The organism is Streptomyces lothianensis, assembly GCF_047779955.1.
Taxonomy (GTDB): domain Bacteria; phylum Actinomycetota; class Actinomycetes; order Streptomycetales; family Streptomycetaceae; genus Streptomyces.
This window is the reverse complement of sequence record NZ_JBLMKT010000057.1, coordinates 1-23,674: the sequence shown is the minus strand read 5'-3', so window position 1 is coordinate 23,674 and position 23,674 is coordinate 1. Positions and strand designations below refer to the sequence as shown.

Annotated in this window: 23 protein-coding genes; 7 read left to right on the top strand and 16 right to left on the bottom strand. The window is 72.4% G+C overall.

Translation table 11 applies throughout. The features are described 5' to 3' along the window. Window positions 1-19 precede the first annotated feature (19 nt). Together ACLF6P_RS19785 and ACLF6P_RS19780 are read left to right on the top strand one after the other, a co-directional pair. Window positions 20-229, top strand: coding sequence for a helix-turn-helix domain-containing protein (locus tag ACLF6P_RS19785; RefSeq protein WP_415951861.1), 210 nt, complete (start codon window positions 20-22; stop codon window positions 227-229). Next, the gene (locus ACLF6P_RS19780) at window positions 229-804 is read left to right on the top strand and encodes a Clp protease N-terminal domain-containing protein (RefSeq protein ID WP_415951860.1); all 576 of its coding nucleotides are present in this window, start codon (window positions 229-231) and stop codon (window positions 802-804) included. Before ACLF6P_RS19785 ends, ACLF6P_RS19780 begins: the two co-directional genes overlap by 1 nt. A gap of 86 nt (window positions 805-890) precedes the next feature. Here ACLF6P_RS19780 and ACLF6P_RS19775 read toward each other — a convergent pair whose 3' ends face one another. The 4 genes from ACLF6P_RS19775 to ACLF6P_RS19760 all read right to left on the bottom strand — a co-directional run bounded on the left by ACLF6P_RS19775 (window position 891) and on the right by ACLF6P_RS19760 (window position 3,789). Then, entirely contained in the window at window positions 891-1,400 is a 510-nt protein-coding gene (locus ACLF6P_RS19775; RefSeq protein WP_415951859.1) for a DinB family protein, read from the bottom strand. A gap of 107 nt (window positions 1,401-1,507) precedes the next feature. Further along, complete coding sequence (locus ACLF6P_RS19770; protein WP_415951858.1) at window positions 1,508-2,596, bottom strand: helix-turn-helix transcriptional regulator; 1,089 nt, start codon at window positions 2,594-2,596, stop codon at window positions 1,508-1,510. A 1-nt stretch (window position 2,597) separates the two neighbouring features. Continuing rightward, window positions 2,598-3,521: a DUF4097 family beta strand repeat-containing protein gene (locus ACLF6P_RS19765; protein WP_415951857.1), complete on the bottom strand. Its 924-nt coding sequence runs from the start codon at window positions 3,519-3,521 to the stop codon at window positions 2,598-2,600. Between the two features lie 88 nt (window positions 3,522-3,609). Further along, a complete protein-coding gene (locus ACLF6P_RS19760; protein WP_003992906.1) occupies window positions 3,610-3,789 on the bottom strand; it encodes a DUF6104 family protein in 180 nt (59 codons plus the stop codon). A 147-nt stretch (window positions 3,790-3,936) separates the two neighbouring features. On the opposite strand from ACLF6P_RS19760, the gene ACLF6P_RS19755 reads away from it, so the two are divergent. After that, complete coding sequence (locus tag ACLF6P_RS19755; protein ID WP_415951856.1) at window positions 3,937-4,716, top strand: hypothetical protein; 780 nt, start codon at window positions 3,937-3,939, stop codon at window positions 4,714-4,716. 161 nt (window positions 4,717-4,877) lie between these two features. On the opposite strand, the gene ACLF6P_RS19750 is transcribed toward ACLF6P_RS19755, so the two are convergent. From ACLF6P_RS19750 to ACLF6P_RS19705, 10 genes are all read right to left on the bottom strand, one after another. Beyond that, window positions 4,878-8,678, bottom strand: coding sequence for a multifunctional oxoglutarate decarboxylase/oxoglutarate dehydrogenase thiamine pyrophosphate-binding subunit/dihydrolipoyllysine-residue succinyltransferase subunit (locus ACLF6P_RS19750; protein WP_415951855.1), 3,801 nt, complete (start codon window positions 8,676-8,678; stop codon window positions 4,878-4,880). A gap of 237 nt (window positions 8,679-8,915) precedes the next feature. Further along, window positions 8,916-9,977 (bottom strand): HAMP domain-containing sensor histidine kinase, encoded by a 1,062-nt coding sequence (locus ACLF6P_RS19745; protein ID WP_415951963.1) that lies wholly within the window; start codon window positions 9,975-9,977, stop codon window positions 8,916-8,918. 230 nt (window positions 9,978-10,207) lie between these two features. Beyond that, window positions 10,208-10,945 (bottom strand): response regulator transcription factor, encoded by a 738-nt coding sequence (locus ACLF6P_RS19740; RefSeq protein ID WP_415951854.1) that lies wholly within the window; start codon window positions 10,943-10,945, stop codon window positions 10,208-10,210. A 135-nt stretch (window positions 10,946-11,080) separates the two neighbouring features. Beyond that, entirely contained in the window at window positions 11,081-11,761 is a 681-nt protein-coding gene (locus ACLF6P_RS19735; protein WP_415951853.1) for a spermidine synthase family protein, read from the bottom strand. A 25-nt stretch (window positions 11,762-11,786) separates the two neighbouring features. Beyond that, window positions 11,787-12,224 (bottom strand): PIN domain-containing protein, encoded by a 438-nt coding sequence (locus ACLF6P_RS19730; RefSeq protein ID WP_415951852.1) that lies wholly within the window; start codon window positions 12,222-12,224, stop codon window positions 11,787-11,789. After that, window positions 12,221-12,487, bottom strand: coding sequence for a ribbon-helix-helix domain-containing protein (locus ACLF6P_RS19725; protein ID WP_415951851.1), 267 nt, complete (start codon window positions 12,485-12,487; stop codon window positions 12,221-12,223). The genes ACLF6P_RS19730 and ACLF6P_RS19725 overlap by 4 nt, the downstream gene beginning before the upstream one ends. Window positions 12,488-12,529: 42 nt before the next feature. After that, complete coding sequence (locus ACLF6P_RS19720) at window positions 12,530-13,957, bottom strand: hypothetical protein (protein ID WP_415951850.1); 1,428 nt, start codon at window positions 13,955-13,957, stop codon at window positions 12,530-12,532. Further along, window positions 13,954-14,823: an ABC transporter ATP-binding protein gene (locus ACLF6P_RS19715; RefSeq protein ID WP_415951849.1), complete on the bottom strand. Its 870-nt coding sequence runs from the start codon at window positions 14,821-14,823 to the stop codon at window positions 13,954-13,956. The genes ACLF6P_RS19720 and ACLF6P_RS19715 overlap by 4 nt, the downstream gene beginning before the upstream one ends. Window positions 14,824-14,973: 150 nt before the next feature. After that, complete coding sequence (locus tag ACLF6P_RS19710) at window positions 14,974-16,071, bottom strand: cupin domain-containing protein (protein WP_415951848.1); 1,098 nt, start codon at window positions 16,069-16,071, stop codon at window positions 14,974-14,976. Further along, window positions 16,068-16,601 (bottom strand): RNA polymerase sigma factor, encoded by a 534-nt coding sequence (locus ACLF6P_RS19705; protein ID WP_415951847.1) that lies wholly within the window; start codon window positions 16,599-16,601, stop codon window positions 16,068-16,070. Before ACLF6P_RS19705 ends, ACLF6P_RS19710 begins: the two co-directional genes overlap by 4 nt. A 168-nt stretch (window positions 16,602-16,769) precedes the next feature. On the opposite strand from ACLF6P_RS19705, the gene ACLF6P_RS19700 reads away from it, so the two are divergent. Further along, the gene (locus ACLF6P_RS19700; RefSeq protein ID WP_415951846.1) at window positions 16,770-17,963 is read left to right on the top strand and encodes a methyltransferase; all 1,194 of its coding nucleotides are present in this window, start codon (window positions 16,770-16,772) and stop codon (window positions 17,961-17,963) included. Here the strand turns inward: ACLF6P_RS19700 and ACLF6P_RS19695 are convergent. Next, window positions 17,860-18,246, bottom strand: a complete 387-nt coding sequence (locus ACLF6P_RS19695; RefSeq protein ID WP_415951844.1) for a winged helix-turn-helix transcriptional regulator — start codon at window positions 18,244-18,246, stop codon at window positions 17,860-17,862. The two genes, ACLF6P_RS19700 and ACLF6P_RS19695, sit on opposite strands and share 104 nt — an antisense overlap. 149 nt (window positions 18,247-18,395) lie before the next feature. Here ACLF6P_RS19695 and ACLF6P_RS19690 point away from each other — a divergent pair, with 149 nt between their 5' ends. Beyond that, entirely contained in the window at window positions 18,396-19,277 is an 882-nt protein-coding gene (locus ACLF6P_RS19690) for an NAD(P)-dependent oxidoreductase (RefSeq protein WP_415951843.1), read from the top strand. Window positions 19,278-19,363: 86 nt separating this feature from the next. Here ACLF6P_RS19690 and ACLF6P_RS19685 read toward each other — a convergent pair whose 3' ends face one another. After that, a complete protein-coding gene (locus tag ACLF6P_RS19685; RefSeq protein ID WP_415951842.1) occupies window positions 19,364-20,104 on the bottom strand; it encodes an SAM-dependent methyltransferase in 741 nt (246 codons plus the stop codon). A 161-nt stretch (window positions 20,105-20,265) separates the two neighbouring features. Between ACLF6P_RS19685 and ACLF6P_RS19680 the strand changes: the two genes are divergently transcribed. Continuing rightward, on the top strand, window positions 20,266-20,940 hold the full coding sequence (locus ACLF6P_RS19680) for a DUF4142 domain-containing protein (protein WP_415951841.1): 675 nt from the start codon (window positions 20,266-20,268) through the stop codon (window positions 20,938-20,940). Window positions 20,941-21,046: 106 nt separating this feature from the next. Beyond that, window positions 21,047-23,515 carry an endopeptidase La gene (lon, locus tag ACLF6P_RS19675; protein ID WP_415951840.1) on the top strand — a complete coding sequence of 823 codons (2,469 nt, stop codon included), beginning with the start codon at window positions 21,047-21,049 and terminating at the stop codon, window positions 23,513-23,515. The last annotated feature ends 159 nt before the right edge of the window (window positions 23,516-23,674 follow it).

Here is a 23,674-nt window from a genome sequence, read left to right as displayed (position 1 = left end):
GTCAACCTAAATTGACAGCATGACCGAAGCGACGGATCTCGCCGAGCGGGCCGGAGATCGCGACCCCAGGACCGGGCTGCGGGCGGTCGCCGCACTGCGGCGACTGCTCGAACAGCTCGAAGCCGTCCAGGTGCGCAGCGCGCGCAACCAGGGCTGGTCCTGGCAGGAGATCGCCGCCGAACTGGGCGTGAGCAGGCAGGCCGTGCACAAGAAGCATGGGAGGCAGTGATGTTCGAGCGGTTCACCCAGGGCGCCAGGACCGTGGTCAAGGGCGCGGTGACGCATGCGGAGCGCGCGGGTGCGGAGGCGGTCGAACCGGCGCATCTGCTGCTCGCGCTGATCGAGGCCGAGGGCACGAAGGCGGCCTTCGCCCTTGCCGCCCTCGGGCTGCGGCCCGAAGCCGTGGTCTCCGGGCTCGACGAGGCACGCCGCAGGGGCGGGGTCTCGGCGGCGGACGCGGAGGCGCTCGCCGGGCTCGGGATCGATGTCGGTGAGATCGTCTCGCGGGTCGAGGAGGCCCATGGCGAAGGCGCGTTGGCGCGCGGCCGCCGGCCGGCCGGATGGCTGCGCCGGGCCGGTTCCGGGCACCGGCCCTTCGCGCGCGAATCCAAGACGATCCTGGAGCAGTCGCTCCGGGTGGCGCTGGCCCGCAAGGAGAAGAGCATCGGCGACGAGCATCTGCTGCTCGCGATGACCGCGCGCCCCGGGGTCGTACGCGATGTGCTCGCCGGCTGCGGGGTCCGCTTCGACGGGGTGGAGCGGGTGCTCGGCGCGGGCGACGGGGGCGCGGCGCGGGCGAGCTGAGCCGCGCCCGGCGCCTGCGGGTCAGGCGCCGAAACCGTGCCTCCGCCCGCGGGCCAGGCCCCGACGGTGCCGTCGACGCCCGCGGGTCAGGCCCCGACAGTGCCGTCGACGCCCTCGCGCAGGAAGTCCGCGTGGCCGTTGTGGCGCGCGTATTCGAGCAGGACGTGCACCATCACCATGCGCAGGGAGACCTCCTTCTCCCAGCGCGGCTGGACGCCGGTCGTATCCAGCGACTCGGCCTCCTTCTCGATCCGGCGCGAGCGCTCCACCTCGGCCGCCCAGGCACCGAAGGCCTCCGCGCGCGTGGCGGCGCTCGCGTCGTACGCGGCCTGGAAGTCGATCTCCTGCGACCAGACCATGGGGGCCTCGCGGTCCTCGAACACCCGGTGGAACCAGGCGCGTTCCACCTCCGCCATATGCCGCACCAGGCCGAGCAGACTCAGCGTGGACGGCGGCATCGAACGCTGCCGCAGCTCCTCGTCGCCCAGCCCCTCGCACTTCATCGCGAGGGTCGCGCGGTGGTAGTCGAGGAAGGCGCGCAGGGTGTCGCGTTCACCGCCCGTCAGGGGCGGTCCGATGCGGTGGTCGGCGGACATGCCGGGGGGCCTCCTCGGGAGCGGTGGGTGCGTCCCGGACAGTATCCCCAGGGGTGGATCCAGGGGGTGTCCCGCCCTGTGGGGACCTCTGGGACCTGTCCGGCGGATCAGGGAGCGTCCCGCCCCCGAAGCACGGAACCGAGCCGCACGGCCGTCGCCGACAGCTGCCGTCGTGCCTCCTCGAGCTGATCGGCCGTCACCCCGTGATCGCGGGCCGCGTCACGGATGTCGTCGCGGAACCGGTCCAGGAGACGGTCCAGGTCGCGGGCCGGATCGCCCGTCGACTCCTCGCGCGCCCAGGCGGGTTCCTGCGCGGGGGACGGTGCGTCCTCGCGTACGGCCTCGGGTGCGTCATCCCCTACGGTCGTGGCCGCGTCATCCCGTACGCGCTCGGCCGCCGTGTCCCGTACGGAACCGGACCCGCCCTCCGAGGCCGGCGCACCGACCCACGTGCCCTGCTTGGTGAAGCGGCCCAGTTCCCTGGTGATCTCCGAGAGGCCCTCGCGCAGGCCCGTGGGCCAGTCGCCGCGCTGGAAGTGGTCCTGGACCTTGTCCTGGACCGACTTGGCCACGCGCTGCATCTCCTCACGGGCCTCCTCCCGCGCCTCCCGGTGCGCGTCCTGCGCCTGCCGCCGCGCCCGCTGGGCGTCCTCGCGGGCCCGCCGCGACTCGTCCTTGGCCCGCCGGGCCTGGTCCTTGAGCTCCTGCTTGGCGCGGCGCAGCTCCTCCTTGGCGAGTTTCCACGACTCGCCGTCGCCGAAGGCGCCCTCACCGCCCCCGCCGGGCGAGGACGACCTGCGCCCGCCGGCGCGTGCCTCGCCGGCCGCGGCCCGCATCTCGCGGCGCAGATCGCCCGCCGCGCCGCGTACGTCGTCGCGGATCTCGGCGGCGAGTTCGGCGACGGACTCGCGGATCTCCAGTTCCAGATCGGCCAGCTCACCCGTGCGCTCGGCGAGTTCGGCGCGGCCCGCGTCGGTGATCGAGTAGACCTTGCGGCCGCCTTCGGTGGCGTGGGTGACCAGACCCTCGGCCTCCAGCTTGGCGAGCCGCGGGTAGACGGTGCCGGCGGAGGGGGCGTACAGGCCCTGGAAGCGTTCCTCCAGGAGCCGGATCACCTCGTATCCGTGCCGTGGTGCCTCGTCGAGGAGCTTGAGCAGATACAGCCGCAGTCGGCCGTGGGCGAAGACGGGGGGCATGTCAGAGCACCTTTCCGGACGGGCCGTCCGCGGGGCCGCCTGCCGGAGCGCCCGCGGGGCCGCCGGCCGGACCGCCTGCCGGAGCGTCCGCAGGGCCGTCTGCCGGGCCGTCCTCGCGTGCGGGGCGGCGCAGCAGGGCGATCGCGCCCGAGACGGTGGTCGCCCTGAGCCTGCCGCGTCCGGTGCCGAGCCGGCCCGTGATCCGCTTCATGCCGAACTGGCCCGAGACCCGCAGGTCCTCGAAGGCGTTGGAGACGGAGCCGCTCGTCGTGTTCGCCTCGACCTCGGCGTCCGCGGGGTGCGGGAGGCGGATCGCGATCTCGCCCGAGACGCTGTTCAGCGCCACGTCGGTGGCGCGGTCCACCGGGTCGAGGTCCACGATCATGTCGCCGCTCACGGAGTCGGCGCGCACGGAGGCGCCCGCGTCCACGACGGTGAGGTTGCCGGACACGGAGTTGCAGCGCAGCTCGCCGGTGACGGCCTTGGCCTCCAGATCACCGGAGACGGTCTCCGCGAGCACCGGGCCGCTCAGGCCGACCAAGGTGCTGTCGCCGCTCACACCCTTGGCGGTGGTGGGCCCGTCGATCCCGGAGACCACGACGCTCGCGCCGACCACGCCGACCTCGACGCGGGTGCCGCTGGGCACGGCGAGCGAGACGACCGCGCTGCGCTGCCAGCCCTTGCGGTCGAGGAACTTCAGCCAGCCCTTCCAGGGCAGATCGTCGTAGCCGACGGTCAGCACGCCGTTCTCGTGGCTGACGATCAGTTCGGGGCCGTGCACCTCGGAGATCTCCAGGCGGGCGGAGTCCTCGTCGGTGCCGACCACGTTGACCGTTCCGTTGACGGTGCGTACCTGCAGTGTCGTGACCGGATTGTCGAAGGTGAGCTTCTCGGACCCGGTGACGGTCCACGTCGACTCCGGCATGGCTGGCCTCCTTCGCGTGACGCGCCATATCGCGTCTCCCTGTCAGACACGATATATCGCGGATGCGTCACGTCAAGACACCCGCCCCCTACTCGTCGTCCTCGTCGTCGAGGCGCGCCAGCCAGGTGGCGAGGCGCTCGACGGGGACCTCGAAGTCCGGGTTCAGATCGACGAAGGTACGCAGCTGCTCGGCCAGCCACTCGAAGGTGACCTCCTCTTCGCCACGACGCTTCTCCAGTTCCTCGATGCCACGGTCGGTGAAGTACATGCGGCAAGGATACGAAGGCCGAGGGGGTGGACCGAAACGTCTCGGGTCTGCAACGAAGCGCCGTCGCCACTGGTCAGCGCGGTGCCCGGGCGTGAACGATCGACCGGTCCGGTGGCATGCCGGGAACCTGTCGAGGGAGTCGGAGAGATGACGCGAGGCCTCAGGAGCGCGATCGGGGTGGCGCTGGCCGCGGTGCTCGTCGGCGGGCTCGCCGGATGCAAGGAGGACACCGCCGGGGCGACGACGGTGTCCGCGGGCGGGAGCGCGACGGACGCGTCCACGCCGTCCGTGTCCGCGTCGGCCTCCGCCTCGGCCTCCGCGACGGGCGAGGCAGCCGAGTCGGCCTCCCCGAGCGCTTCGGCAACGACGCGCTCGGCTTACCCGAAGCCGCCGAGCCCGCGCAAGCCGGCCGCCGATCCCACCACGGCCCAACCGCCGAAGCCCGCCCCCACCACGCGGCCGGTGCAGGAGGAGGTCACCGTCTCGGTGACGCCTGCGGGCGGCAGGCTCGCGGTGCGCGAGGGCGAACCCGCGCGGGAGTTCACGGTGACCCTGCGCAACGACACCGTCCGGGCCTACGAGCGCCTCGCGGTCGGCCTGTCGATGGAGCCGTACTGGGGCGAGGGCGACCACGCCTCCTGGCCGCTCGCCCTGGAACGCTGGGACGCCGCGAGCGGAAGCTGGCGCAAGGCGGATCTCGTGATCGCCAACGACGTCGCCGTGCTCTACCAGACCACCGGCGGCACCGCCCTGGCGCGCGGTGCGGTGCGTACGGTCCGCTTCCGGATCAAGGCGACCGGAACCTGGCCCTCCGCGAGCACGTACATCGGCGCCTACGCCGTGGTCACGGGCCTGCCGCGGGAGGCGACGGCGAAGGAACGCCTGGGCGGATACCGCCGGGTCGCGATCGACGTCAACAAGGGCTGACCGGCCCGACGGCCGGGAAACGACGACCGCCCGACCGGCCCGGAAACGAGGACTGCCCGACCGGCCCGCGAACAACGACCGCCCAACCGGCCCGCGAACAACGACCGGGGCCGCATCCCCGAAGGGATGCGGCCCCGGTCGCGTACTGCCGTGCGCGAGCCCTACGCGTCGAAGACCTCGGCGATCAGCTGCTCCTGCTCGGCCTGGTGCCGCTTGGCGGAACCCACCGCGGGCGACGAGCCATGCGGGCGCGAGATGCGGCGCAGGCGCTCGTCGTGCGGGACGTCCGCGCCGACGGCCAGGTCCAGGTGGTCGATCAGGTTGAGGGCGATGAAGGGCCATGCGCCCTGGTTCGCCGGCTCCTCCTGGGCCCACAGGTACTTCGCGGCGTTCGGGTACTTGGCGATCTCCGCCTCGAGCTCGGCACCCGGCAGCGGGTACAGGCGCTCGATACGGATGATCGCGGTGTCCGTGACGCCGCGCTTGGCGCGCTCGGCCTCCAGGTCGTAGTACAGCTTGCCCGCGCAGAACACGACCTTGCGCACCGCGGCCGGGTCGGCCTTGGCATCGCCGATGACCGGACGGAAGCCGCCCGTCGTGAACTCCTCCGCCTTGGACGCCGCGGCCTTCAGACGCAGCATCGACTTCGGGGTGAAGACGACCAGTGGCTTGTGGTGCGGGTTGTGGACCTGCCAGCGCAGCAGGTGGAAGTAGTTCGACGGGAGCGTCGGCATCGCGACCGTCATGTTGTTCTGGGCGCAGGCCTGCAGGAAGCGCTCCGGGCGGGCCGAGGAGTGGTCCGGGCCCTGGCCCTCGTAGCCGTGGGGGAGCAGCAGCGTGACGCCGGAGTGCTGGCCCCACTTCTGCTCGGCGGAGGAGATGAATTCGTCGACGACGGTCTGCGCGCCGTTGACGAAGTCACCGAACTGCGCCTCCCACATGACGAGCGCCTCGGGACGGGCCAGCGAGTAGCCGTACTCGAAGCCCATCGCCGCGTACTCGGAGAGCAGCGAGTCGTAGACGTTGTAGCGCGCCTGGTCGTCCGAGAGGTGCAGCAGCGGGGTGAAGTCCTCGCCCGTCTCGCGGTCGATCAGTACGGCGTGGCGCTGGCCGAAGGTGCCGCGGCGCGAGTCCTGGCCCGCGAGGCGGACCGGGGTGCCCTCCAGGAGCAGCGAACCGATGGCGAGGGTCTCGCCCATGCCCCAGTCGATCGTGCCGTCCTCGACCATCGCCGCACGGCGCTGCAGCTGCGGGAGCAGCCGCGGGTGCACGGTGATGTGGTCGGGGATGTTGACCTGGGACTCGGCGATCCGCTTGACGACCTCCTGCGAGACCGCGGTGGTCAGCGTCACCGGGAACTCGGCCTTGGCGTCGGGGACCTCGGCCGGGGCCGCGTGCGAGGTCGCCTCGCGGACCTCGGTGAAGACCTTCTCCAGCTGGCCCTGGTAGTCCTGCAGCGCCTGCTCGGCCTCTTCGAGCGTGATGTCGCCACGGCCGATGAGGGACTCGGTGTAGAGCTTGCGCACCGAGCGCTTCTTGTCGATCAGGTCGTACATCAGCGGCTGGGTGAACGCCGGGTTGTCCGACTCGTTGTGACCGCGGCGGCGGTAGCAGATGAGGTCGATCACCACGTCCTTGTTGAAGGCCTGGCGGAACTCGAAGGCGAGGCGCGCGACACGCACCACGGCCTCCGGGTCGTCGCCGTTCACGTGGAAGATCGGCGCCTCGATCATGCGCGCCACGTCCGTCGCGTACATCGAGGAACGCGAGGACTCGGGTGCGGCGGTGAAGCCGACCTGGTTGTTGATGACGATGTGCACGGTGCCGCCGGTGCGGTAGCCGCGCAGCTGCGACATGTTGAGCGTCTCGGCGACCACACCCTGGCCGGCGAAGGCCGCGTCGCCGTGGATGGCGAGGGGCAGGACGGTGAAGTCCGTGCCGCCCTTGTTGATCACGTCCTGCTTGGCGCGGGCGACACCCTCGAGGACCGGGTCGACTGCTTCGAGGTGGGAGGGGTTCGCGACCAGGGAGACCTTGATCTGCTCGCCGTCGAGGCCGGTGAAGGTGCCGGCGGCGCCCAGGTGGTACTTCACGTCGCCCGAGCCGTGCATCGACTTCGGGTCGAGGTTGCCCTCGAACTCGCGGAAGATCTGCGCGTACGACTTGCCGACGATGTTGGCGAGGACGTTGAGGCGGCCGCGGTGGGCCATGCCGATGACGACCTCGTCCAGGCGGCTCTCCGCGGCGCTGTCGATGACCGCGTCGAGCAGCGGGATGACGGACTCGCCACCCTCCAGGGAGAAGCGCTTCTGGCCGACGTACTTCGTCTGCAGGAAGGTCTCGAAGGCCTCGGCGGCGTTCAGCCGGCGCAGGATGCGCAGCTGCTCCTCGCGCTCCGGCTTGGAGTGCGGGCTCTCGATGCGGTCCTGCAGCCACTTGCGCTGCTTCGGGTCCTGGATGTGCATGAACTCCAGGCCGGTGGTGCGGCAGTACGAGTCGCGCAGCACGCCGAGGATGTCGCGGAGCTTCATCATCGACTTGCCGGCGAAGCCGCCGACCGCGAACTCGCGCTCCAGGTCCCACAGGGTGAGCCCGTGCTCGTTGACGTCCAGGTCGGGGTGCTTGCGCTGGCGGTACTCCAGCGGGTCCGTGTCGGCCATGACGTGGCCGCGCACCCGGTAGGAGTGGATCAGCTCGAAGACCCGGGCGGCCTTGGTGACGTCGTCGTCGTGCGAGGCGTCGATGTCCTTGAGCCAGCGGACCGGCTCGTAGGGGATGCGCAGCGCCTTGAAGATCTCGTCGAAGAAGTCGTTCTCGCCGAGCAGGAGGTTCGCCACGACACGCAGGAACTCGCCGGAGGCCGCGCCCTGGATGACCCGGTGGTCGTACGTCGAGGTCAGCGTCATGACCTTGGAGACGCCCAGGCGGTTCAGGGTGTCCTGCGAGGTGCCCTGGAACTCGGCCGGGTAGTCCATCGAGCCGACGCCCATGATCACGGACTGGCCGGACATCAGACGCGGCACGGAGTGCACCGTGCCCAGGCCGCCGGGGTTGGTCAGCGAGCAGGTGACGCCGGTGAAGTCCTCCATCGTCAGCTTGCCGTTGCGGGCGCGGCGGACGATGTCCTCGTAGGCCTGCCAGAACTCGAAGAAGTTCAGCGTCTCGGCCTTCTTGATGCCGGCGACGACGAGCTGGCGGTCACCGTTGGGCTTCACCAGGTCGATGGCGAGGCCGAAGTTGACGTGCTCCGGCTTGACCAGCGTGGGCTTGCCGTCCTTGAGGGCGTAGTGCCAGTTCATGGACGGCATGGCCTTCATCGCCTGCACCATCGCGTACCCGATGAGGTGCGTGAAGGAGACCTTCCCGCCCCGGGCGCGCTTGAGGTGGTTGTTGATGACGATGCGGTTGTCGAAGAGCAGCTTCACCGGGACGGCGCGCACCGAGGTCGCGGTGGGCACCTCGAGCGAGGCGTCCATGTTCTTCGCGACGGCGGCGGCGGGGCCGCGCAGGGTGATCAGCTCCGGGCCCGCCGGGGACTCCGTGGGCTCCTGAGCGGGAGTCGCCTTGGCGGCCGGCTTCGCGGCGGCGGGCTTCGCCGCAGCCGGCGCCGGGGCCGACGCCGGAGCCGCGGCCCGGGCCGGGGCGGGCGCGGCGGCCGGAGCGGCCTGGACCGGGGGTGCGGCCGGGGCGGCCGGCGCGGTGGTGCTCGCAGCCCCCGCGGCTGCGGCCGGTGCCGCGCTGCTCGGGGTCGCCGACCGCACCGGGGCGGCGGCATTGCCCCCCGGCTTGTAGTCGGCGAAGAAGTCCCACCAGGCGCGGTCGACCGAATTCGGGTCCTGGAGGTACTGCTGATAGATCTCGTCGACGAGCCACTCATTGGCGCCGAACGAGGCGGCAGGGTTCTTGCCCTGCCCCGCTTGGTCGGTCGTGGTGCTCGAGTTACTGGGGGACTGTGGCGACACGGCGGTAACCGCCCTCTTCCGCTTCACAAGGTGATGGACAGCGGGAATCAAGGCTACGCCTCCCGGGCCGAGAGGTGCAGACCGGGCGGGCCTTACGTCACGTAAGTCACATCACAAGACATCACAAGACGTGTTTCGGGGCGAGAAATGGCGGGAAACAAGTGTGGTTCCGTGCCCAGTGGGCAGCAGAGCCGCGGCTGTGGCCCGCCATGACGTGCGCCCGTTTCGAACCCTACGTCAACCCTGCGCCCGAGTGTTCCCCGGAAGGCTGACCAGGATCCGGCAGCCCCGCTCGGATTCGGCCACCCTGATCCGCCCGCCGTGCAGATCCACGGCCCAGCGCGCGATGGCCAGGCCCAGGCCCGTGCCGCCGTCGCTGTTCTGCTTGTCCGCCGAGTCGATGTGGCTGCCGCGGTCGAAGCGCTCGAAGACCCGGTGCCACTCCGAGGGCGGGATGCCCGGACCCTCGTCGAGCACCTCCATCTCCAGGGAGTCCGGCGCCTCGCCGCGCCGGGCGCGCACCGTGACCCGGCCGTGCGGCGGGGAGTGCTTGACCGCGTTGTCGATCAGATTGGCGACGACCTGGTGCAGCCGCTCGGCATCCGCGCGCGCGGTCAGCTCCGGCGGCGTCACGTCCAGGTGCAGATGGACGTCGGTACGCGTGTGCCGGCCCGACCCCGAGGGCATCCCGCGACGCTGCGAGGCGACCATGTTGGCCTCCTTGAGCACGCCCGAGAGATACGGCCACACCTCGAAGCGCCCTACGCGCAGCTGCACCACGCCGTTGTCCAGACGGGACAGGTCGAGCAGCGTCTCGACGAGCCGCCCGAGCCGCTCGGTCTGCTTCAGGGCCGTCCGCATCGTCTCGGGATCGGCGGCGGAGACCCCGTCCACCACGTTCTCCAGGACGGCGCGCAGCGCGGCGATGGGGGTGCGCAGCTCGTGCGAGACGTTCGCGACGAGCTCCTTGCGGTGCCGGTCCTGGGCCTCCAGGTCATCGGCCATCCGGTTGATGGTCCGGGCGAGGTCGCCGAGCTCGTCGCGCCGGTCGGCGCCCAGGACGCGGCGGGTGTAGTCGCCGTGCGAGATGGACCGCGCGACGATCGTCATCTCCTCCAGCGGCGAGGTCAGTGAATGCGCCACGAACTGGGTGATGAGCAGGGTCGCGATCACAGAGAAGACGGTGATGAAGCGCAGCTCCGTCTTGGTTTGCAGCGCGATCATCAGCAGCCCGGTGGTGATCAGCACGGAGATCACCACGAGCGTGCCCAGCTTGGTCTTCACGGCGAACGGCCGCAGCTCCCGCAGCGATGCGACGGCCCTGCTCAGCAGCCGCCCCTCGCGTGCCTGGCCGGTGGCCTGAGCCCGGCCGCGCACGGCCTGCGCCCTGCGCTGGTGGGCCTCCGCCCGCCGGGCGAGGGTCGCCGCGCGCAGCCGCAGCGCGGCGGAGAGCGAGAGGTGCAGCTGGGCCCACCACAGAAGGGCGACGGCGACCGGGCGCTGCACGAGCCGTCGGGCGAGCGCGCCCCTCATGGCGCCGGCGTCTCCAGGGCGTAGCCCACGCCGTGCACCGTGCGGATCCGCTCCGCGCCGATCTTGCGGCGCAGCGCCTTGATGTGGCTGTCGACGGTCCGGGTGCCGGAGGCGTCCGCCCAGTCCCAGACCTCGGCGAGCAACTGCTCGCGCGAGAGCACGGCCCGCGGGCTGTTCGCCAGGCAGACGAGGAGGTCGAACTCGGTCGGCGTCAGGTGCACGTCCTCGCTGCGCACCCGGACGCGGCGCTGGGCGTGGTCGATCTCCAGCTCGCCGAGCCGGAGTATCCCCGAGCGCGGGGTGTGTGCGGCGAGCGCGGCCCGCTCGACCCGGCGCAGCAGCACGTGCACGCGGGCCGCGAGCTCCCGCATCGAGAACGGCTTGGTCATGTAGTCGTCCGCGCCGACCCCGAGCCCGACCAGCATGTCGGTCTCGTCGTCACGCGCGGTGAGCATCAGGACGGGCACGGGGCGCTGCGCCTGCACGCGACGGCAGACCTCGAGTCCGTCGAAGCCCGGCAGCATGATGTCGAGGATCAGCAGATCGGGCTGCCAGGCCTCGGCGGTGTCGACGGCGGCGGGGCCGTCCCCCGCCGTCTGCACCAGGAAACCCTCGGCGCGCAGCCGAGCGCCGATCGCGTCGACGATCGTGGCATCGTCCTCCACGACCAGGATCCGCCGCTGGGCGCCCGGCGTGGCCGCCGTGCCGTTGTGGGAGGTGTGTGTCTGCTCCATCGCCCCGCCCCTGGGATACGCCGTTCGTCCGTAACTGTCATACGCGTGCCCCGCGCAGAACCCGTTGCTCCGGGATTCCGCACGCAAAGATCCGCGTTGTCGCTGAGCAGCGTACGGGCAGTCACACCCCCTCGGCTATGCGGTCCTGACGGCGAGATGGACGACGTCGGGGACGCCGCGGACAACGGGGATCTCTTCCGTACGTACGTTGCTGAATCCGGCATTCCGCAACCTCCCTTCGAAAACCTCGGAGGGCTGGGCCGACCAAATCGCAAGAACTCCACCGGAGTTGAGCATCTCGGCGCAGGCGGCGAGTCCTTGCGGAGAGTAAAGGGAGGTGTTTCCCTCGGTAACAGTCCAGTCGGGGCCGTTGTCGATGTCGAGGCAGAGTGCGTCGTATCTCTCATTCCCGGCGTGCACGTACTCGACGAGGTCGGCCCGGACGATCCGCGCGCGCCCGTCGTCGAGCGCGGCGCCGGAGATCTCCCGCAGCGGGCCGCTCCGGTGCCAGTCGACGATGGCCTCCTCCCGCTCCACCACGTCGATCCGCCCCCACCGCGGGTCGGCCGCCGCGTGCGCGAGCGAGAAGCCGACGCCGAGCCCGCCGATCAGCACGGTCGGGTTCTCCCGGTCCCGGGGGAGCGCGTCCCGGGCCGCGTCGACGAGCAGCCGCTCGGAGCGGCCGTCGGACGTGTCCATCAGGAACATCCCGTTGGCGATGATCTGCAGCAGGTCACCGTGCCGCCGCAGGGCGACCTCCCCGTACGGGCCGGTGCGGCGGTCGAGGACGACAGGTGGCTGATCGGTGGCATGCATGCCGCCCATCCTCCCTGACGCCCCGCTACGCGTCGTCGGGGAGGATGCGGAACGCCTTGTGCGAGGTCAGCGGCCGCATCGTGCGGAAGTCACGGCGGTCGAACGTGAGCACGGCGTCGGTACGGAACTCCGCGGCGAGAACCACGTTCACCGCGTCCGCCAGGTCGAGATCGAGGTCCCGGTAGCGGTGCATGACGCTGCGGGCGGTGCCGAGAGCCTCCGGCGTCAGCTCGGGGATCATGATCCGGCCCGCCCGGGCCTCGGTCACGACGCCGTCCAGGAACTCCTCGCGACGGACCGGGCCGGCGACCCGCCGGATCAGATGATCGGACTCCGCCAGGACGAGTGGCGAGAGGACGATGAGTCCGGCCTGTTCGAGCGCCGTCAGGGTCGATGCCATGTCCGGGTGGTCTTCGTCCATGGACGCGAGCAGCGCGGAGGTGTCGGCGACGACGACGATCACATGTGCCGCCGCTTGCTCGCCTCGTAGGCGCGCGCCTTCTCGTCCCAGACCTCGTCGAGCGCGTCCTCGGTCCGCTCGGAGGCTTCGCCGCTGCGGAACCGCGGCCACGACAGCGGCGCGTCCCAGTGCCGCTTGGCCAGCGCGGCCAGGTGGATAGCCTCGCGGATGATCTCGGCCTCGGGCACGCCCTCGCGCGCCGCGGCCTCCTTGATCACGGCAAGGTCTTCCGCGTCGGCGTAGACGGTCGTGCGCTTGAACCCCATGGGCATATGGTAGCCGTTGTATACGTCGCCGACCGGCCCGTATCACAAGGCGGGCACATCGCCCGGATCGCAGGAGAGACGGGCGGCGAAGAACTCGCCGAGCCAGGTGCGGCGCTCGGCCTCGGACATGTCCGCCAAGCGTTGACGGGCCGCGCGTTCCGCCCTGACCGCGGCCACCTCCTCCGCGTCGCCCCGCTCGACCGCCCACCGCTCGGCCTCCCTGTGCAGCTCCATCCGGCCGCCGTCCTGTGCCAGCCAGTCGCGGACGGCGCTGATCGTCCGCTCGGCCCGCGGGTCCGAGGCGGAGCCGGCCTCGCACTCCCACTGGGAGAGCGCGGCGGCCGCCTCCCACCGGTACAGCCCCGGGCTGGGGATCCTCCCGCGCCGCGCATGCCAGCCGAGCGGCACCAGCATCGGCAGCTGCGCCTCGTCGGGACCCGGAGCGCCCGGCAGGTCCTCCCAGCGCTCCGGCAGGTTCCGTACGCCTTCCAGCCGCTGCGTCAGGGGCAGCAGCGCGGCCCTGACCTCGGGCAGGTAGCCGCTGGTCATCGCGTTCACGCAGATCGCCGGGACGGTGGAGGTGTCGCAGACCTGCCGCTCGGTGACCGGGTCGCGGTGCCACAGGCCCGCGCCGCCCTGGGCGAGCAACGCCCCGCACACGGCTGCCGCGGTCAGCGGTGCGAGGGCGCTCCAGCTCCGCAGCGAGCCCTGCGGACGCCCCGTCCGCCGCCCCGCGGCGGCCGTGTACGCGAGCACCGCCGCCAGGGCGAGCCCGGCCGTCCACCCGGCCATCGCCCACGGCTGCCACCACACGGGCAGCTCGTCGTCGAGTCCGAACCCGCCCGCCGGGCTGAGTGCCGCGTCGCTGTGGCCGCTCGCGCCGATGGCGGCGTAGCCGAGCACGGCGACCAGCGGCGGCGCGAGGCGCCACGGCACCAGCGCGCCGACGACATGCCCGAGGAACGCGGCCGACGCGAGGAACACCCCGTCCGCGACGAGCACCCCGACGACGGGGGCCCCGGCACCCCCGTACCGCGTGTTGACGAGCAGCACCCCGGCGGCGGCCAGCGCGTACCCCACGAGGCTCCACACCGCCACGGGCAGTGCGGCGGCCGCGAACTGGACGAGCGGCCCACGCGCCGCGCCCACCCGCAGGCCGAGCATCCCGCGCCGGCGCTCCCGCCCGCCCTGCCAGGAGCCCGCGGCGGCGGCCAGCGGGGCGCAGGCGACGGTGGCGGTGATGTGCAGATGCGTGCGGACCGCGCCCCAGCTCCCCATCCACTCGGCCGATTCGGCGCCGAGCGTCAGGGTGAGCACACCCAGTACGAGGGCTCCGGTGAGGAGCGGGAAGGTGGCGAAGAGCTCGGTGCGCCAGACGGAAGGGGCGGGCGGAGCCTTCCGTGCCTCCCCGGTCTGCCGCGTCCCGGCGTGGCTGTGCTCGCGGATCCCGGTCTCTTGCGAGGTGCTCATCGCGCCGCCCCCGTGCCGGGCGTGGATCCGGTGCCGGGCGTCGATCCGGTGCCGGACATCGATCCCGTACCGGCTGCGGACTTTATGCCGGACGCGGTGGACCCCGTACCGGTCGTGGCCCGGTGGTGGCGCAGGGCCGCCGTATAGCCGCGCTCGATCGCGTGGTCGCCCGCCGCCGTGGAGTCCTCGCCCAGGGCGACCAGCTGTTCGGGGGCGCCACGGTAGGCGATCCGGCCCTCGGCCAGCAGCGTCACCTCCGTGCAGGCCGTCGCCACGTCCTCCACGAGATGCGTCGAGACGATCACCGTCGCATCCCGGCCCACCTCCCGCAGCAGCGCCCGGAACTCCACCCGCTGCTCGGGGTCGAGCCCGGCCGTCGGCTCGTCGAGCAGCAGCAGCTCGGGGTCGTTGACCAGCGCCTGGGCGATGCCCGCGCGGCGCAGCATGCCGCCCGAGAGCGTCTTCATCTTCGCGTCGATACGCTCGGCGAGCCCGACGCGCTCCACGGCCCGCTCGACCGCCGCGCCGGTGCTTCCGCGCGGCATTTCCTTGAGCCACGCCACGTACGCCACGAACTCCCGCACCGTGAACCCCGGGTAGTAGCCGACGTCCTGCGGCAGATACCCGAGCCTGCTCCGCACTCCGGGCAGGGCGCCGTGCTCGGCGAGATCGTGCCCGAGCAGCGAGACCCGGCCGCCGCTCGCCGGGGCGACGGTGGCGAGGACGCGGATGAGCGAGGACTTCCCGGCACCGTTCGGCCCGAGCAGCCCGTGCACGCCGCGCTCGAGGTCGAGCGTGACGGAGTCCAGGGCGAGCGTTCTGCGGTGGCGGACGGTGAGGCCGGCTGTCGAGACGGGGATGGGCATGCGGGCTCCGTGGAGTTTCGGGTACAGCGGCGGGTGCTCGGGAGCTGGGGTGAGTGAGTCAGGTGAGTCAGGTGAGTGTCTGGCGGGTGAGGCGGGTGAGGCGGGTGAGGCGGGTGAGGCGGGTGGGGTGAGCCACGTGGCTCACGTGGCTCACGCGGGCGCCCGCCGGGTGACGGTGTGGTCGAAGGCGGTACGGCGCAGGATGAGCGCGCCCGCGCACAGGGCGGCCGCGGCCGCCCAGGCAAGCTGTGCGCCCGCCCCGGCCACGTAACCGGCGAGCGCTTCGGTGAGGGGGTGCGGCCGGGTGTTGTCCGGCGGCGATGCCGCCGCGAGCGCGGGCAGAGCCACCGCGAGCAGCCAGCCGGTGCCCGTCACGGCGGCCGCGGCCCGGCAGCCGACGAGCGTGCCCAGGGCGAGCGTGCCGAGGGTGAGCGCGAGCCCGGGCAGCAGCCACACCGCGGCCGCGGGCCCGCCCCGCCCCGGCGGCAGCACGGCCCCCGTGGCGGTCAGCAGCGGTACGCAGACGGCCAGGGCGAGCGCGGTACGGGTGAGCAGGAGCCGCAGCCCGCCGCGCGGACTTGCCGCGGTGATCTCGTACAGCGGATCGATCCCACGGCCGTACGAGACGGCGACGGCGGCGACCGGCATGACCGGGGCAAGTGCGAGCAGCACACTGCGGGCCACGCCGAGCCCCGCCCCGTAGGCGAGCGCGGGCGCCGCCACGACGAGCAGCAACAAGGTACCCAGCCAGGGCCCGCGCAGCGCGGGACCCGCCGACCACCACAGACGCAGGCGGCGCGGCGGCGGGGCGGGTCGGGCTGCGGTCGGCCGGGCGGCGGGGATCCGGTCCAGGAGCCCGGCGCGCAGCTCGGCGAGCACCGCCCCGGCCTCCGTCGCCCGCACAGCCGTCGAGACCCGGTCCGCACACGGCCCGCAGACCTCGACATGCGTCTCGACGGACCAGGCGGCGGGGTCGGGGAGGCTGTGGTCGGCGTAGCCGGTGACGAGGGTTTCGGTGAGGTGCCAGGTGGTTGGGCCGTCGGGATTCCCCGGAGTACCGGGATTCCCCGGAGTGCGGGCATCCCCCGGAGTACCGGGATCCCCCGGAGTACCGGGACTCCCAGAGGCGCCGGGTGCGGCAGGGGTGCCGTCGGTGCGGAGGGTGCGGAGGGTGCGGAGGGTGCGGAGGGTTCGGCGGGCGCGGGGGCCGTGGGTGTCGTGGGTGTCGTGGGTGTCGTGGGTGTTCACGCGGCGCCTCCCAGCGCGGCACGCAGGGCGCGGCGGGCGCGCAGTGCGCGGGTTTTGACCGTGCCCTCGGGGATGCCCAGGAGGGCGGCGGTCTCGCGGGTACTGAGGCCGTCGACGACGGTGGCGCACAGGACTTCGCGCAGCTCGGGCGAAATGTCGGCGAGTGCGCTGCCGACCTCGCCGTATTCGAGTCCGCCCAGGACGCGCTCCTCCGCGGAGGGCGCGTTCGTGGGCTGCTCGTACGTGACGCGTTCGGCGCGTGCCTGCGCGCGCCGGGCGTCGACCAGCCGCCGGGCCGCGATCGTCCACAGCCAGCCGCCGGCCTCGCGGCCCCGGTGCGAGGCGGCCGAGCGCCACACCGTCACGAACGTGTCCTGCAGCACCTCGCGCACGGTCTCCGGATCCGCGCACCGGCGTGTGAGCCTGGCGTGCAACCATCCGGCGTGACGGTCGTGCAGCGCTGCGAGCGCGTCCGCGTCACCGCGGGCCACGGCACGTATCAGCGCCCCGTCGTCCTGGTCACCCCCCATGGGGCGGAAGAGTCTCACGGCTGGTTATCGACGGGACCCGGCCGTTCGGTTCACGGCGTCGGCGGACCGGCCCGCAACCGGGAAGGACCGGCCCGGCGCCCGGGTCAAATACCCTGGTCGCACCCCACACCCACCGACCGAGAGGCCCCCGTGCCCCCCGTTCCCCCCGTGCCACCCACCTGGACCCACGACGGCGGCGAGATCCGGTGGATCTCGGAGTCCGGCGCACCCGCCCCCCGCCGTGTCGTCCCCGCCGACAGCCGCATCGGCGTGGCTCCGGCGTACCGGCACATCTGCGAGGGCACGGCGCTCCTGTGGACCGGCGACTACCCCTCGGCCCGCCGCCTCCTGACCTCCCTCGGCAAACGCGCCGAACCCCGCAGGCGCCCCGCGGCGGACACCCTCACCGAGGCCTTCCACCTGCAGCGCCGCGAACAGGCCCGCCGCGCCCGCATCCTCGGCCTGCTCCTCATCCCGTACGAGGACGGCTGGACGATCCCGCTCAAGCGCGCCCCCGAGGCAGGGGAGGCCTGCACACAGGCGTACGGGGGGTACGCGGAGTACGGCGAGGGCCCGGCGGCCGGTTCGCTGCGGGAGCTGCTCGGTGTCATCGGCGCCTACGAATGGCGCCGAAAGGGCGTTGCCATCCCGGCGCTCGGCGGCGACCGGATCCATCCGCACTACGGGGTGTTCTCGCCGGTCCGGGGCGAATACCTGGACCTTGCCGCCGAGGCCGGACTGACGGCCCCGCCGCGCGTCGCCTTCGACATCGGCACCGGCACCGGCGTGCTCGCGGCCCTGCTCGCCCGACGCGGTGCTACGCAGGTCGTCGCCACGGACCTGGACCCCCGCGCGGTGGCCTGCGCCCGCGAGAACGCGGAGCGGCTCGGCGTCGGCGAGGTGGTCGACGTGCGGGAGCAGGATCTGTTCCCGCAGGGCCGCGCCGACCTGATCGTCTGCAATCCGCCGTGGCTCCCTGCCCGCCCCCGTACCCGCCTCGACCAGGCCGTCTACGATCCGGGCAGCAGTTTCCTGCACCGCTTCCTCAAGGGCCTCCCCGACCACCTCGAACCGGGCGGCGAGGCCTGGCTCCTCATCTCCGACCTCGCCGAACGCCTCGGCCTGCGCGGCGAGTCGGAGCTGGCCGAGGCGATCGGGTCGGCGGGCCTGAGGATCACCGCCCGCGAGACGACCACCCCCCGGCACGGGCGCGCCTTCGACCGCGAGGACCCGCTGTACGAGGCACGCTCGCGGGAGATCACCTCGCTGTGGAGGCTGGCCGTCCATCCGTCTCCTCTTCCGGACGCAGACCGGTCTGCCGCTCGCGCCCCCAGGCGGCCAGCGGCTGAAGAGCCTCGTTGAGGCGTTCGCCCGCCTCGGTCAGTGTGTATTCGACGCGCGGCGGCACCTCGTCGTACGAGACGCGGTGCACGACGCCGTCCGCCTCCATCTCGCGCAGGTGGGAGGCGAGCACCTTCTCGGTGACCCCCGGAACCAGACGGCGCAGCTCGCCGAAGCGACGGCAGGGGTGCTCGTGGAGCGCCCAGAGGATCAGCACCTTCCACTTGCCGCCGATCACCTCCATCGCGGTGTCGATCCCGCAGGTGTGTCCGTCCGGTGCACACGGCCTGTTCAGCGTCGTCATGCTCCACCCCTCCGCACTGCCGCCATGCTCCACCCCTTCGCCGCTGCCATCACGCTCCACCTCTGCGACCTGCTCGCTCACCCCGGGGTAACCACCCACTCCGAAGTGCGTACTTGATCATCCCCCGGCCCGCGAGCAACCTGATCGGCATGGCACAGAACACGGTTGAGAAGACCTCCCTCACTCTGCTCGGACTCGGCGCGACGGGTACCGAGCTGGCCCGCACCTGGCTCGCCGCCGGCCACCCGCTCACCGTCTGGAACCGCACACCGGCCCGCGCCACGGCGCTCGCCGCCGAAGGCGCGAAGGCCGCGGACAGCGCCGCCGACGCGGTCGCGGCGAGTGACCTGGTCGTCGTCTGCCTCCTTGACGACGCCTCGGTGGGCGAGGCGCTGGCCGGTGTCGACCTGACCGGCAAGGACCTGGTCAACCTGACCACCACCACCCCCGCCCAGGGACGCGCCCGCGCCGAGTGGGCCCGCGAGCGCGGCGCCCGCTACCTGGACGGCGGGATCATGGCCGTCCCGCCGATGATCGGAGTCCCCGAGGCGGGCGGCTACGTCTTCTACAGCGGCTCGCGGGAGCTGTTCCAGCGGCACCAGGAGGCGCTGGGCGTACCCCTCGGCACCAAGTACGTCGGCGAGGACGCGGGCTTCGCGGCGCTGCACGACGTGGCCCTGCTCAGCGCCATGTACGGGATGCTCGCCGGGGCCGCGCACGCCTTCGCCCTGATCCGCAAGGAGGACATCGACCCCGTCTCCTTCGCCCCGCTGCTCGCCGACTGGCTCGTCGCGATGGCGCCGAGCGTGCACCGGACCGCCGACCAGCTGCGCAGCGGCGACTACACCAAGGGCGTCGTGTCCAACCTCGGCATGCAGGTGGCCGCCACGCCGACGTACCTGCACACCGCCGAGCAGCAGGGTGTCAGCCCGGAACTGCTCAGCCCCGTCTTCGAGCTGATGCGCCGTCGGCTTGCCGAGGGCAGCGGTGAGGAGGACTTCACGGGCGTCATCGACCTGCTGGCCGACTGACCGCCTGGTCGCCTCACCGCCCGCCCGACCGCCTCACCGACCGCCCGACCGCCCGACCGGCTGACCGCCCGACCGGTCGCGGTCACTCAGTTCCTCCGCAGCACCAGCGTCACGAACCCGAGCGTCCCCCGGTACCCCCGCAGCCACTGTTCGCGGTGGCGTGCGGCGGCCTCGGCCGCGTCCTTCGCGCCCGGGTCGTCGGGGTGGTCGAGGGCCCAGCGCGCCAGGCTGCCCGTCCAGGACCATTCGTAGTCGTCCCACTCCCCGGGCGTGCTGACATGGGCGTACGTCGGGGTCCAGCCGGCCGCGGTGACGCGGTCCACCGTCGTGGCGAGATCCGCGAACTCGTCGGTGGCGAAGCCCACATCGAGGGTTTCCCGGCCGGGTTCGCGCTCCCAGAAGCCGTCCCCGACGAGCGCACTGCCACCCTCGGCCAGATGCCGCCCGGCGGCTTCGAGCGTCGGCAGCAGACCGCCGAAGGCGTGGGTCGCGCCGACGCACAGGACCAGGTCGTACGGTCGGTCGGCGCGGTACTCGTTCGCATCCGCGAGATGCAGGCCGAGCCGGTCGCCAAGACCGGCCGCCTCGACCGAAGCCCGGCCACGGGCCAGGCCCGCCTCACCGATGTCGACGCCGTCACCCCGTACCCCGGGACGGCCCCCCGCCGCCCGTACGAGCCAGGCGGCCTCCCCGCAGCCGAGATCGAGTATCCGCTCGTCGCCGCGCGGCAGGGCGCGGTCGAGCAGCCGTTCCACCGAACTGTCGTACAGGGGTGCCGCGATGGGGTGGTCGCTGTGGGCGATGGTGCTGATCTGCTCCCGGTCCATGGCGCGCCATCCTGCCCGGTGCACGGGGCGGGGGCGACGGATTTACCCGGCCCGGCCGGCCCGGCCGGCTCCGGCTCCGGCTCCAACCCGGCCTCGGACTGCGCGCATCCACCCTCCCGAGTCCGTTGAACGCGAGCCGCCCCGCATCCGTACGACACGCCATGAACGCACACGCGCGCACCTTCGCTTCCCGGTATCCCCGGCCGCTCGTCATGACCGCCGTGCTGGCGCTCGTCATGCTGCTCGCCGCCGCGACCCTGTGGACGACGCGCGGCAGCGCCCGCGCATCCGAACCGATCACCGCCGACTTCCCCAGCGCCTCGCCCGTCGCCCCCGGTGGGGAGGTGAGCACCGGGGGCGCGATCAGCGAGTTGGACAAGACCCTGCTGGTCAAGGTGCGGCAGGCCAACCTCTGGGAGGCGCCGGCCGGCCGGCTTGCCCAGACCCACGCGTCCAGCGAAGCGGTCAAGCGCGCCGGACTCCACCTCATGGAAGGGCACAGCAAGCTCGACGCCATGGTCCGCGAGACCGCGCAGAGTCTGAACGTGGAGATTCCCGACGAGGCCACCCCGGAGCAACTGGCCCTCCTGCAGCGGATGCAGAGCGCGAAGGGCGCGGAGTTCGACGCCCTGTTCGCCAACGTCCTGCGCGCCTCCCACGGCAAGGTCTTCCTCACGATCGCGCAGGTCCGCGCCACCACCAAGAACTCGGCCGTCCGAGCCTTCGCGAGCCAGACCAACCTCACGGTGCTCGACCACCAGAACGTGCTCGACGAGACCGGCCTGGTCGAGGGCGCGACATACGACGAGGTTGCTGCGGCCGTGGTCCCGCAATGAGCCCGCGAGGAGCGTGATCGCTCACAGCGAACGGCCGACGGGGAACATCCGGGCGCCCTCGCGCATTGAGTCGACATAGCTCAACTTGCATGCCGAAGGGGAGATCATGGCTTCGACGTCCACACCGCTCACCCTGCCCGTCCTGCCGCTCGACGACGAGGTCGTCCTGCCCGGCATGGTCGTTCCGCTCGACCTCAACGATCCCGATGTACGCGCCGCGGTGGAGGCCGCACAGGCCGCCGCTCCGAAAGAGCCAGGGGCCGGGCGCAGCCCGTCGATGAGGGGTGCTGGTCGGGAGACGGGCGGGCAGACCCGGAAGCCGCGGGTGCTGCTCGTGCCGCGGATCGACGGGACGTACGCGGGCATCGGGGTGCTCGGCACCGTCGAGCAGGTCGGACGGCTCGCGGACGGCGATCCGGGCGCGCTCATCCGCTCCCACCACCGCATCAGGATCGGCGCCGGGACCACCGGGCCGGGCGCGGCGCTGTGGGTCGAGGGCACCACAGTGGACGACAGCGCACCGGAGCCCCTGCCTGGCCCGGTCGCCGAGCTCGTCAAGGAGTACAAGGCCCTCGCCACCAGCTGGCTGCGCAAGCGCGGTGCCTGGCAGGTCGTCGACCGCGTCCAGCAGATCGACGATGCGGGCGCGCTCGCCGACAACTCCGGCTACTCGCCGTTCCTGTCCACCGCCCAGAAGGTCGAACTCCTGGAGACAACCGACCCGGTGGCCCGCCTCAAGCTCGCCATCAGGTGGCTGAGCGAACACCTCGCCGAGCAGGACGTCGCCGAGTCCATCGCCAAGGACGTCCAGGACGGAGTGGACAAGCAGCAGCGCGAGTTCCTGCTCCGCCGTCAGCTCGAAGCCGTGCGCAAGGAGCTGCGGGAGATCAACGGCGGGACCGACAAGGACGCGGCCGAGGAGTCGGACGACTACCGGGCCCGCGTCGAGGCCGCCGACCTGCCCGAGAAGGTGCGCGAGGCCGCGCTCAAGGAGGTCGACAAGCTGGAGCGCTCCAGCGACCAGTCGCCCGAGGGCAGCTGGATCCGCACCTGGCTCGACACGGTCCTCGAGCTCCCGTGGAGCGAGCGGACCGAGGACGCTTACGACATCCAGGGCGCCAAGGCGGTCCTGGACGCCGAGCACGCGGGCCTGGACGACGTGAAGGAGCGGATCACCGAATACCTGGCGGTACGCAAGCGGCGCAGTGACCGGGGCCTGGGTGTGGTCGGCGGACGACGGGGAGGTGCCGTTCTCGCGCTCGTCGGCCCGCCCGGTGTCGGCAAGACCTCGCTCGGCGAGTCCGTCGCCCACGCCATGGGCCGCAAGTTCGTGCGGGTCGCGCTCGGCGGCGTACGGGACGAGGCGGAGATCCGCGGACACCGGCGTACGTACGTGGGGGCGCTGCCCGGCCGGATCGTCCGCGCCATCAAGGAGGCCGGGTCCATGAACCCGGTCGTGCTGCTCGACGAGATCGACAAGGTGGGCTCCGATTTCCGCGGCGACCCCGCGGCCGCCCTCCTGGAGGTCCTCGACCCGGCGCAGAACCACACCTTCCGCGACCACTACCTGGAGGTCGAACTCGACCTCAGCGACGTGGTCTTCCTGGCGACGGCGAACGTACTCGAAGCGATCCCCGAGGCGCTCCTGGACCGCATGGACCTGGTCCGCCTCGACGGCTACACCGAGGACGAGAAGGTCGTCATCGCCCGTGACCACCTGCTGCCCCGGCAGCTGGAGCGGGCCGGTCTGGACGGCGAGGAGGTCACCGTCGAGGAGTCCGCGCTGCGCAAACTCGCCGGCGAGTACACCCGCGAGGCCGGGGTCCGAAATCTGGAGCGGGCGATCACACGGGTCCTGCGCAAGGTGGCCGCCCAGCACGAACTCGGCGACCGCGAGCTGCCGTTCAAGGTCGGCGCCGGGGATCTGCGCGCGCTCATCGGGCGCCCGCACCATGTGCCCGAGTCCGCCCAGGACCCGGCCGAGCGGCGCACCGCCGTGCCGGGGGTGGCGACGGGGCTCGCCGTCACCGGTGCCGGCGGGGACGTGCTCTTCGTCGAGGCCTCGCTCGCCGATCCGGAGACGGGGGCGGCAGGCCTGAACCTGACCGGGCAGCTCGGCGACGTGATGAAGGAGTCCGCGCAGATCGCGCTCTCCTTCCTGCGCTCGCGCGGGGCGGAACTGGAGCTTCCGGTCGGTGACCTGAAGGACCGCGGGGTGCACATCCACTTCCCCGCGGGCGCGGTGCCGAAGGACGGGCCAAGTGCCGGTATCACGATGACGACCGCGCTCGCCTCGCTCCTGTCCGGACGGCTCGTCCGTACGGATGTGGCGATGACGGGGGAGGTCTCGCTGACCGGGCGGGTGCTGCCGATCGGCGGCGTCAAGCAGAAGCTGCTCGCCGCGCACCGGGCGGGCGTCACCACGGTGATCATCCCCAAGCGGAATGAGGCGGATCTGGACGACGTCCCGGCGGAGGTCCTGGACAAGCTGTCCGTGCACCCGGTGACGGACGTACGCCAGGTCCTCGACCTCGCCCTTGCTCCGGCCTCGGTCGAGGCACCTGTGGCGGCGTGAACCGGGCTGCGCGGATGGCTTGAGGCCGCCCTGTCCGGCGGTCTGAGACGGGCCTGCGCGACGGTGTGAGGCGGGCCTGGAGGCCCGGCCGTCCCACGGAGACGCTGACTCTGTCGGGGATCTTGGCGGTCTGCTCAGTCTCTGGCGGACCGCCAGGAC

Coding starts and splice junctions, on each gene's coding strand:
- ACLF6P_RS19785 (WP_415951861.1), top strand. CDS start 20: ATGACCGAAGCGACGGATCTCGCCGAGCGGGCCGGAGATCGCGACCCC.
- ACLF6P_RS19780 (WP_415951860.1), top strand. CDS start 229: ATGTTCGAGCGGTTCACCCAGGGCGCCAGGACCGTGGTCAAGGGCGCG.
- ACLF6P_RS19775 (WP_415951859.1), bottom strand. CDS start 1,400: ATGTCCGCCGACCACCGCATCGGACCGCCCCTGACGGGCGGTGAACGC.
- ACLF6P_RS19770 (WP_415951858.1), bottom strand. CDS start 2,596: ATGCCCCCCGTCTTCGCCCACGGCCGACTGCGGCTGTATCTGCTCAAG.
- ACLF6P_RS19765 (WP_415951857.1), bottom strand. CDS start 3,521: ATGCCGGAGTCGACGTGGACCGTCACCGGGTCCGAGAAGCTCACCTTC.
- ACLF6P_RS19760 (WP_003992906.1), bottom strand. CDS start 3,789: ATGTACTTCACCGACCGTGGCATCGAGGAACTGGAGAAGCGTCGTGGC.
- ACLF6P_RS19755 (WP_415951856.1), top strand. CDS start 3,937: ATGACGCGAGGCCTCAGGAGCGCGATCGGGGTGGCGCTGGCCGCGGTG.
- ACLF6P_RS19740 (WP_415951854.1), bottom strand. CDS start 10,945: ATGGAGCAGACACACACCTCCCACAACGGCACGGCGGCCACGCCGGGC.
- ACLF6P_RS19735 (WP_415951853.1), bottom strand. CDS start 11,761: ATGCATGCCACCGATCAGCCACCTGTCGTCCTCGACCGCCGCACCGGC.
- ACLF6P_RS19725 (WP_415951851.1), bottom strand. CDS start 12,487: ATGGGGTTCAAGCGCACGACCGTCTACGCCGACGCGGAAGACCTTGCC.
- ACLF6P_RS19720 (WP_415951850.1), bottom strand. CDS start 13,957: ATGAGCACCTCGCAAGAGACCGGGATCCGCGAGCACAGCCACGCCGGG.
- ACLF6P_RS19715 (WP_415951849.1), bottom strand. CDS start 14,823: ATGCCCATCCCCGTCTCGACAGCCGGCCTCACCGTCCGCCACCGCAGA.
- ACLF6P_RS19705 (WP_415951847.1), bottom strand. CDS start 16,601: ATGGGGGGTGACCAGGACGACGGGGCGCTGATACGTGCCGTGGCCCGC.
- ACLF6P_RS19695 (WP_415951844.1), bottom strand. CDS start 18,246: ATGACGACGCTGAACAGGCCGTGTGCACCGGACGGACACACCTGCGGG.
- ACLF6P_RS19690 (WP_415951843.1), top strand. CDS start 18,396: ATGGCACAGAACACGGTTGAGAAGACCTCCCTCACTCTGCTCGGACTC.
- ACLF6P_RS19685 (WP_415951842.1), bottom strand. CDS start 20,104: ATGGACCGGGAGCAGATCAGCACCATCGCCCACAGCGACCACCCCATC.
- ACLF6P_RS19680 (WP_415951841.1), top strand. CDS start 20,266: ATGAACGCACACGCGCGCACCTTCGCTTCCCGGTATCCCCGGCCGCTC.
- lon (WP_415951840.1), top strand. CDS start 21,047: ATGGCTTCGACGTCCACACCGCTCACCCTGCCCGTCCTGCCGCTCGAC.